Annotated in this window: 7 protein-coding genes and 1 pseudogene; 4 read left to right on the forward strand and 4 right to left on the reverse strand. The window is 71.8% G+C overall.

Annotated elements, in window-relative coordinates; all coding sequences use genetic code 11:
- Positions 1 to 309, forward strand: a pseudogene (locus CCL05_RS24605) (tautomerase enzyme); the annotation flags it as partial.
- Here the strand turns inward: CCL05_RS24605 and CCL05_RS24610 are convergent.
- Entirely contained in the window at positions 299 to 883 is a 585-nt protein-coding gene (locus CCL05_RS24610; RefSeq protein WP_086562664.1) for a TetR/AcrR family transcriptional regulator, read from the reverse strand. The pseudogene CCL05_RS24605 and the gene CCL05_RS24610 sit on opposite strands and share 11 nt — an antisense overlap.
- Positions 884 to 974: 91 nt before the next feature.
- Between CCL05_RS24610 and CCL05_RS24615 the strand changes: the two genes are divergently transcribed.
- Complete coding sequence (locus CCL05_RS24615) at positions 975 to 1406, forward strand: tautomerase family protein (RefSeq protein WP_086562665.1); 432 nt, start codon at positions 975 to 977, stop codon at positions 1404 to 1406.
- Positions 1399 to 2409 carry a zinc-dependent alcohol dehydrogenase gene (locus tag CCL05_RS24620; RefSeq protein ID WP_086562666.1) on the forward strand — a complete coding sequence of 337 codons (1011 nt, stop codon included), beginning with the start codon at positions 1399 to 1401 and terminating at the stop codon, positions 2407 to 2409. Before CCL05_RS24615 ends, CCL05_RS24620 begins: the two co-directional genes overlap by 8 nt.
- Positions 2410 to 2444: 35 nt before the next feature.
- On the opposite strand, the gene CCL05_RS24625 is transcribed toward CCL05_RS24620, so the two are convergent.
- The gene (locus CCL05_RS24625) at positions 2445 to 3284 is read right to left on the reverse strand and encodes an alpha/beta fold hydrolase (RefSeq protein ID WP_086562667.1); all 840 of its coding nucleotides are present in this window, start codon (positions 3282 to 3284) and stop codon (positions 2445 to 2447) included.
- 191 nt (positions 3285 to 3475) lie between these two features.
- On the opposite strand from CCL05_RS24625, the gene CCL05_RS24630 reads away from it, so the two are divergent.
- Entirely contained in the window at positions 3476 to 4279 is an 804-nt protein-coding gene (locus tag CCL05_RS24630; protein WP_086562668.1) for a GNAT family N-acetyltransferase, read from the forward strand.
- Between the two features lie 28 nt (positions 4280 to 4307).
- On the opposite strand, the gene CCL05_RS24635 is transcribed toward CCL05_RS24630, so the two are convergent.
- Together CCL05_RS24635 and CCL05_RS44905 are read right to left on the reverse strand one after the other, a co-directional pair.
- Positions 4308 to 4736, reverse strand: coding sequence for a substrate-binding domain-containing protein (locus tag CCL05_RS24635; protein ID WP_341868282.1), 429 nt, complete (start codon positions 4734 to 4736; stop codon positions 4308 to 4310).
- A gap of 13 nt (positions 4737 to 4749) precedes the next feature.
- Positions 4750 to 8787: wHTH domain-containing protein (locus CCL05_RS44905; RefSeq protein ID WP_158102489.1), on the reverse strand; the 4038-nt coding region annotated here is incomplete at its 5' end.

The raw sequence follows: 8787 nt of genomic DNA on the forward strand, positions 1-8787 counted from the left end.
CTCGCGGACACCGGCCCGGACGTCGACGTCATGGTCATCGACGTGACGGTGATGGACGGGGACTGGCGCCAGGAGGTCCGGGCCGAGGTCATCGAACGCGTCCTGGCCGCGATGGCCGGCGCCTGCGGCCTCCCCGAGCCGTCGCCGGCCTGGTGGGTGACCTTCCGGGTGATCGACGAGGGCAGCTGGGGATCGCGCGGCGGTGTACTGTCCGTCCTCTCTCTCCTCGACACCGGCGTGTTCACCGAGGAGAAGGCGGCAGCCGTCCGCGCCGCGCTCGGCGCGCAACCCGGGCCGGTCAGCGCTTGATCGCGCCGGCGACGAGTGCCTGCAACTGCTCGGCGGTGTCGTCGAGCGGCTGCGCGCTGCGTTTGGCGCGGCACATGGCGACCGTGCCCTCGACGGCCGCCACGACGAGCGTCGCGAGCCGGGCGGCCTGTTCCGCCTCGGTTCCGTGGTCCCGCAGTGAGGCGGCCAGCAGGGCCTCCCACTGAGCGAACACCTCTGCCGCTGCCGCCACAGCGGGCGGGGTCTCATCAGCCGGGGGCTCCTCGATGGCCACGGCCAGCACGGGGCAACCGGCACGGAAGTCGCTGTCGACGACGATCCCGCGCCACAGGGCCAGAAACGCCCGCAGCCCCTCGACCGGCCCCGACTCCAGCTCCTTGCGCAGGCTGCGGGCGACCCACTCGCCCGTGTACCGGACGGCTTCGGTGGCCAGTTGCTGCTTGCCCTCGGGGAAGTAGTGATACGTCGAGCCGAGCGGCGCCCTGGCGTGCTTGGCCATCTCCCGGATGCTCGTGGCGCTCAGACCACGCCGACTGATCATGTCGGCGGCCCCGGCCACGATCCGCTCACGCGACGGCGTTCTGCGCTCGGCCACCTGTACACATCCCCTCTGGCTATAACGGCCGTCATAGTCTACCGTGGCCTCTCGTTATAACGACTGTCATAAACAGCGGCGAGGAGCTGCCATGCCGATGATCAGGCTGACCGTCCCGACCGGTGCCCTCACCGACCAGGGGCGCACGACCGTCCAGCGCGACCTGGCCGCCGTGCTGCTGCGCTGGGAGGGCGCACCCGACACCGCCTTCTTCCGCGCCCAGGCGTGGAGCTATCTCGTCGAACTGCCCCAGGGCGCCCAGACCACCGCGGCGGACGATGAACCGCGCTTCCTGGTGGAGGTCGTCGTCCCGCAGGGCGCCCTGTCCGAGCGCCGCAAGGCGGGGCTGGTCGAGGAGGCCACGAAGACCGTCCTGAGCGCCGCCGACCTCGGCCCGGACGACACGCTGCGGGTGTGGGTGCTGGTGCACGAGCAGCCCGACGGCACCTGGGGCGCGGGCGGCTCCACCGTCCGGTACGCCGATCTGGTGGCGCTGGCGAAGGGGCAGCACACCGATGCGTGAACTCACCTACGTCGCCAAGCGCACCGTCGCATGGCGAGAAGCACCCGACCCCAGGATCCAGTCGGACGGCGAGGCGATCGTCGCGCCGGTGGCCGCCACGCCGTGTGACGTCGACTCCGCCATCCTCGCCGGGCAGGGCTTCATCGAGCCGCCCTTCGCCCTCGGGCACGAGTGCGTCGCCCGGGTCCTGGAGACCGGCGACGCCGTCACCGCCGTCGCACCCGGCGATCTCGTGGTCGTCCCGTGGTCCGTCAACTGCGGCGACTGCGACCGCTGCCGGGCCGGCCTGACCGCGCACTGCACCGCCGTGCCCTACATGGCGATGTACGGCGCACCGATCGGCGGCACCTGGGGCGGACTCTTCTCCGACCTGGCCCGCGTGCCCTACGCCGACGCCATGCTCGTCCCCCTGCCCAGCGGCCTCGACCCGGTCGCGATGGCCTCGGCGAGCGACAACTGGTCCCTGGCCTGGCGCCTGGTCGCGCCCCACCTCAAGGCCCGCCCCGGAGCACGGGTGCTGGTCGTCGCCCGCGGCAGCATCGGCCTCTACGTGTGCGACATCGCCCGCGCGCTCGGCGCTTCCGAGGTGCTCTACGTCGACCCCGCACCCGAACACCGCGAGCTGGCCCGTTCGTTCGGGGCCGCCACCGCCGAGACGCTGGAGGCGGTCCCGCAGGGCTTCGACATCGCTGTGGAGGCCACCGGCCGCGTCGACCAGCTCGGCCTGGCCGTCAAGTGCCTCACTCCGGAGGGGGTCTGCGAAAGCGCGGGGAACCACTTCCGGCCCGGCGAGCTGCCCCTGCTCGACATGTACCTCACCGGCGTCACCCTGCGCATCGCCCGCGACAACGTACGCGCCCACATCCCCGACGCCCTCGAACTCGCCGCCTCCGGCAAGGTCACCCCCGAACGGGTCGTCTCCCACGTCATCGACTGGGAGGACCTGCCGGCCGCGCTGCCGGAGAAACACCTCAAGCCGGTCTTCGTCCGGGCAGATGGCTGACCGCACCCGGCGAGCCGCGCGGGCGTCCGCGGCACTCAGGCCAGGAACTCGGCGAGCAGCCGGTTGAGTTCGGCGGGGCGCTCGGTGGGGATGGAGTGGTGGGAGGCGTCGGGCAGGGTGACGACGCTCGCCTCGGGCAGGAGCCGGCGTGCGGCGGCCGCCACCCGTGGCACGTCGTGAACCCGGCTGTGTTCGGCCAGGAGCACCAGGGCCGGGACGGTGCAGGCCCTCAACCGCTCTGCGCTCGGGCGTCGCATGGCGACGACCTTCGACCGCCGGGCGGTGGCGGTGCTGTCCAGGAACGCCCGCCACACCGGGTCCTCGGGGGTGCGGCCGGTCTCCCAGCGGTGGAAGGTCCGCACGCGCCGCACGGTGGGCTTCAGCAGCATCGGCAGCCCGTGCATGAGGTACCGGGGACTCATGCCGGCAAAGCAGTTGGCCGGGTCGAGCAGCGCGAGTCTGCCGAGCCGGTGGGGCGCGTGCAGCGCGTAGTTCAGGGCGATCCAGGCGCCGTAGGAGTGGCCGCACAGGTGTGCCCCGTCCAGGTCCAGCTTGTCGAAGAGCGTGTCGAGCCACGCCACCAGGTCGCCGGCGCCGCGCAGGGGCGCCCCGTCGTGCACGCTGCGGCCGATGTCGCCCATCAGGTCGACGGCGTACACCCGATGGGCGCGGGCCAGGGCTCCGACGGTGGCGAACCAGACCACCGAAGTCGCTCCGCCGCCGGGCAGGAGCACGACCGGAACGCCGCCCTCAGGGCCGCAGATCTGGACCCGGGTGCTGCCGTAGGGCGACGGCACGTCAACGCTGTGCACCTCGACGGGCCACTGTCGCAGGACGGCGTCGTACGCCGCGAAGAAGACCGCCTCGTCAGCCATAGCCCCTACCCCCTGGCCCAGCTGCCGCGGGCCGTCACCGTGGAACTGGACCTTATCGCTGCCGATTTCGCCGGCCGCGAGGGCCTTCACCTCACCTGAGAACAGCCCGGGATGAGGCGCCCCCGGGAAGGGCAGTACGTGTACTGGACCGGGCAACTCCCGTGCTCCGCCGCCGACCTGGGGGGAATGTCATGCGCGATCTCACGGACTCGATCGAATCGGTGGAGCAGCTCGCCACGGTGTGGCGGGTCATGGTGCTCGACCGGGATCCGCAGGCGGACGTCCGCGATCTGCCGGGGATCGCCGTCCGCTGGGCCGACTGCCGGTTCGCCTTCTGGAACTGCGTCACGCTGACCGAACCCGGCACCACCGCCGGGCTGCTGAAGCTGCGGCTGGACGAGGCCGCGGAGATCATGCGGGCGAAGAAGCACCCCGGATTCCTGTGGGTCTTCGAGGATCTGCTGGACGAGGAGGCGCGTGCGGGGCTCGGGGGCGCCGCCGAGCGAGCCGGGCTCGTGCACGCCTTCGCCGGGACGGGCATGGCGGGGGATCTGCTGCCCCTGCCCGAACCCGCCCACCCCGACCTGACGTTCGTCCGCGTGACCACGGACGATCAGCTGCGCGCCTTCGCCGACATCAACGCGCGTGCCTACGGCTTCCCGTTGGAGGACGGCCGCGACGGTCTCGGCCGCTCCTCGCTGTGGAAGAGCCAGGTGTACGCCTACCTGGGCGTGCGCGCCGACGGCACCCCCGTGACCTGCGCCGCCACCGTCGAGGCCGACGGCCGCCTCTTCGTGCTGCTCGTCGCGACCGACCCGGCGTGGGAGCGCCGGGGATACGGGGAGGCGGTGACGCGGAAGGCCCTGTACGAGGGCGGCCGGGGCACCGGACTGACCCGGGCGACCCTGCACGCCACCGCCGCCGGAGCACCCGTCTATCCGCGCATCGGTTTCGAGGCGAACTCCCCGATGCGGTTCTTCGCCCTCAAGGATTGATCAGCCGGTTCTTCCGAGGGGGCGCACGTCACTCGCGCACCTGCTCGCCGCCCCGCTCCCCCTCGTCCCGGGCCCTGGCCCGGGCCACCGGCGCGGTCGTGACCCGCGGGATCACATACGTCGGCAGTACGACATGCCGCTCCTGGTCCGCCCCGGAGTCGCCGATGAGCTTCAGCGCCAGCTCCCCGGCCTCCCGCCCCATGTCCGACGGTGACTGGGCGACCGTGGACAGGTCGAACCAGTCGGCCAGCGGCTGGTCGTCGAAGCCGAGGACGGAGATCCGCTCGGGTACGGCGATCTGCGACTTGCGCAGGTTCCAGATGAGGGCGACCGCGACCTCGTCCTGCTCGGCGAAGACGGCGGTGGGCGGCTCGCGCAGACTCAGCAGCATGCCGAGCACCTCGGCGGCGGCACGCTTGTCGCCGACCCGCGTGGGGCCCGACCAGGCGGTGTGGATGGCGGTGTGACAGTCACAGACGGTGGGCGGTCTGCGGGGTGTCCGGCACCTCCTCGGGCGTCATGACCAGGCCGGGGACTCGGGGCAGGGCGGCGCGGACGGCGTCGACCACGCGGGGGAGGTCCACGCCCAGGCGGGTGAGCCGGGGCAGGAGGTCGTCGAGGGGCAGGCCGGAGAAGCGGGCAATGCGGAGGAAGTCGCGGATCGAGTCGCGCAGGGCCAGCGGGAGGCGGAGGCTGTCTCCGTCCTGCTCGTGCTCCTCGAGGCACAGACGCCGGTCGGTCTCGTCCAGGCAGTCCAGCACGTGTTCGGGTACGCGCAGCCCGAAGGCAGCCAGACGGCTCACGACCTCATCCGGCTCCATCAACAGACGGTGGGGTACGGAGACCAGGTGGTGCGCCGGCACGGGCTCGTCCCAGTCCCAGGCGGAGTTGCCCAGCCAGGGGTTGATGAGATCGCTGTCGTTTCGGCTCGCCTTGGCCGGTGCCGTGGTGCACGGCGTGCGCAATCCGTAGCAGGCGAGGCGCTCGACAATGGCCCGGGGCGACTTGCCCAGGTCCCGGGCGACCGGGATCACCGCCAGCATGGGCACAGGCTGGTCCGGCACGAGTTCGGGATCCTGGGGCATATGGACGAAGACCTGGCGGAGCATGACCGGGTCCTCCGGCTCGACCCTCTCGGGTAGCTCCGTCCAGGGCACCCGAAGGCCGTAGGCGCGAAGCCGGGCCGCCACGGCCAACGGCGGAAGCCCACTTCTGTGAGCGGCTTCCACGAGGGAGTGGAGGAGGACGTCGTCACTGATCGCGCGCCAGTAGCGCTCCTGACCATCGGTGCTGAGAATCGACGGGTCCGTCGGGTCGGCATGCTCGGGGAGCGCGCTGACGGACAACCCGAACTCCGCGACGCGGCGGGCGATGTCGGACAGAGACGCATCCGATCTGAGCGCCGCGCGGGCCAGGAGGCCCGGCGGCACCGCTTCTCCCACCGCGAGGAGCTCGACCGCTTCCTCGTCCCAGCCCCACTCCTCGCCCTGCCTCAGGAGTTCCCCGGCGGCCTCCTCGTCGATGGGACCGAGATCCGGTCGAAACCCGTATGCCCTGAGCACCTCGACCAACTCGCCGAAGGGGCGGCGTAGTTTCCTGACACCGCACAGGACGTGTCCCGCGGTGACCGGTTCACGGAGGTCGAGCCAGGGGCTCTCGGCGTCGAGGTCGCGGCTGAGCAGACTCACCACCCAGTCCTCGGGGGTCTCCCTCGGAACTCCCCCGTCCTGGACGGTGAAGCCGAAGGCCTTCAACCGGGCGGCCGCCTCGTCGACACCGATGTTCAACAGCACCGCCGCCTTGAGGAGGTGTCCGGGAGGCACCTCCTGCGCGGGGTCGCACCAGCGGCTGCTGTAGGCCCTGTGATCCTCGTCGAGCAACGCCACACCGGTCAGATCGACCACGGCGGCGGGGTCGGCACCGCCCGGTGTGGGCAGGCGGAGCTGCTCCAGTCGCGCGACGGCTGCCGCGTAGGACATCCCGCAGCACTGCGCCACGGACAGGGCATGCCCCGGGCGGGCCATCACATCGGCCTGCTCCTCCGGCCCGGTCCAGCTTCCGTGGTTCCAGGACCCTGCGGAGTCGGTGCGCAACAACATGTCCGAGGGCCGGGCGGCGAGCGCTGTTCCGGCCCGGGCCAGTTCCGGGACCAATGCGGTCAGCGTGGTCAGTTCGGCGTTCGGCCGATGGGCGAGCAGCCGCCACAGCAACGTGATGTCGTCAGGGGAGCCGAAGATGTCGCCCGCGGGAGTACCGCCCGATTGCGCTTCCGACTCGGACACGCCCGAGTCGGCCCGATGGACGAGAAGGACGTCCGGCGGAAAGAACCCCACCCTCGCGACCGGCGCCGGATGACCGTACAGGTCCATCTCGACCCCGGCCTCCCCGGCCGCTTCGGTCACGATGTCCGCGAGCCGTGGGCTGTGCCCTGCCACTTCGGACAGCCACTCGAAGTCGAGCAGGGGAGGATCGGCGGCCAGCAAGGCCGTCAGTGCCGCCCCGACGAGCTGCTCCACCGGCTCGCACACGTCCTCGTCCAGGATCTCCGTACGGTCCACGGACAGGTCCCGGGGCCGTGTCCTCCCGGTCAGATTGACCACCGCCCCGCGCAGGCGCCGGTGATCGCCGGGGTCGGTCAGCACCCCTCTCCGTACCCGGGGCTCGGTGTAGATGCCGTCGACGAGGATGCCACCGCCGTCCTGGCACCAGATCACCTGGCCGTCGGTCTCATAGGCGCCGTCCGGCCAGGCGACTGTCCGCCCATGGGCGACGAAGCCTTCGGCCCGGCTGCCGGGCGCCTCCCGCGGGCGCAGTTCCCCGGGTTTCCATATCGCCTCCTGCTTTCCGTGCCGGGCGGTCGTACGGAACTCCGCCAGTCCCAGCAGCCTGCGCAACTCCCGTACACACGACGGCGCCTTGTCCCCGTCCCGGAGATAGAGGCGCACCTTGGTGCCGACAGGTCCCTTCCGTCCGGTCCTGCGCACCCTGAAGTAGTGGCCGGGGCCGGTGATCAGAACGGTCAGCTCCTCGGGGCGTCCGGTGCCGCCGTCCATCGCGCAGGTCGTGACCCGGATCTCGTCCGCGATCATGAAGTAGCTGAGCACACCGATGCCGAACCTGCTGTTGGGATGGACGGTGATGCCCTGCTTCTCCCAGTCCTGCTTCTCCTCCTGGTAGCGGGGCAGGTCGGTGAAGCGGACTCCGGCCCGTGAGAAGACGTCCGCCAGGACGGTCTCGTCCATGCCGATGCCGTTGTCCACGCACTCCAGGTAGTAGCGGTCCTCCTCCTCGTCGAAGTCCTGGACGAAGGTGATCTCGCCCTCGTAGGTGTCGCGTCCGTCGCGGGCGTGCTGCCGTGCCCGGCGGTAGCGGCAGGCGTCCAGGGCGTTCTGGTACAGCTCCCGGATGGCGAGGCTGCGGTCGCGGTAGAGGTTCTCGCCCATGAGGAGTTCCTGGATGCTTTCCTCGTCGAGCCGGAACCGGATCACCTCGCCGGCCGGTCCGGGCCCGGCCCCGTCGTCCGCCTCGTGCACCTCGTCGGCGTGCGCGTACACCGGCAGCGCGCCGGCCGCCTCGGCGAGTTTCGCGCGCCGGGCGCCGCGCAGCAGGGTGTCCACGAGTTCCGTGTGCTCGGACAGCGCGGCCACGGCGGCGGGGTGGTCGCATGCCGCCTTGAGCCCGAGGACGTCCCGGTGAGCGGTCCAGGACGCGTCCCGGACCGTGGTGAACAGACAGTCCAGGTCCAGCGGGTCGGGGATGCCGACATGCCGGACGACCGCCGAGGGAAGGTCCGTGACCTCGATCGCGAGGGCGTGGGCGATCGCGAACAGCGGTCCTACCAGCCATTCGCGCACCTGCTGCCACTCCCGGCCGCCGAAGTCGAGCTGGAAGGGCTCCTCGCGCAGCGAGCCGGCGAGGCCCCGCCCGTACAGCTTGCGCGGCGCCACCTGCGCACAGGCCAGCAGCCTGGCCACCAGTTCCGGTCGGCAGACGGTCGCGATGTCGGTCCCGGCACCGCCCGCCGCCGTCAGCACGCCCCGGAGGTCTCCCGGCTGCCCCTTCGCCCACTGGTGGAACAGCCACCACCCGATCTCCCGGCGCCCGTCCGCCCGGTCCTTGAGCGTGTCACCCCGCACGGCCTGGCGGACGAGCCTCTTGTGGGAGCTCAGCAGCACCTCGTACGCCCGGCGCTCGTGACTGCTCGACGGCTGCTTCCCCAGATCGGTCGGGTCCACGTGGGACAGCGCCACGGCCGTGTGCGCGCTGTGGACCTGGTAGAGGAACGGCAGGAGCGCGAGCAGGGCCGCCTCGGCGGGGTCGAGGATCCCCTGCTGGCTGCTGCGAAGTCGGTACAGCAGGAGGTTGGTCCGGTGGGCGATGCGCCGGCCCAGGTCCGGGTCGTGCCAGGGGTCGTCGGCGAGGAGGTCGCGGGCGGGTCCGTACAGCGCGGCCAGCCGGCCCGCCGCCTCGCGGGCCTGCTCCTTCATGGCGGCGGGCCGGCTGGCCGC

The organism is Streptomyces africanus (assembly GCF_002150735.1).
Taxonomy (GTDB): Bacteria; Actinomycetota; Actinomycetes; order Streptomycetales; family Streptomycetaceae; genus Streptomyces; species Streptomyces africanus.

Bases quoted from the DNA above. Each gene is read 5' to 3' on its own strand.
- CCL05_RS24615 (WP_086562665.1), top strand. From the start codon at position 975: ATGCCGATGATCAGGCTGACCGTCCCGACCGGTGCCCTCACCGACCAG.
- CCL05_RS24625 (WP_086562667.1), bottom strand. From the start codon at position 3,284: ATGGCTGACGAGGCGGTCTTCTTCGCGGCGTACGACGCCGTCCTGCGA.
- CCL05_RS24620 (WP_086562666.1), top strand. From the start codon at position 1,399: ATGCGTGAACTCACCTACGTCGCCAAGCGCACCGTCGCATGGCGAGAA.
- CCL05_RS24630 (WP_086562668.1), top strand. From the start codon at position 3,476: ATGCGCGATCTCACGGACTCGATCGAATCGGTGGAGCAGCTCGCCACG.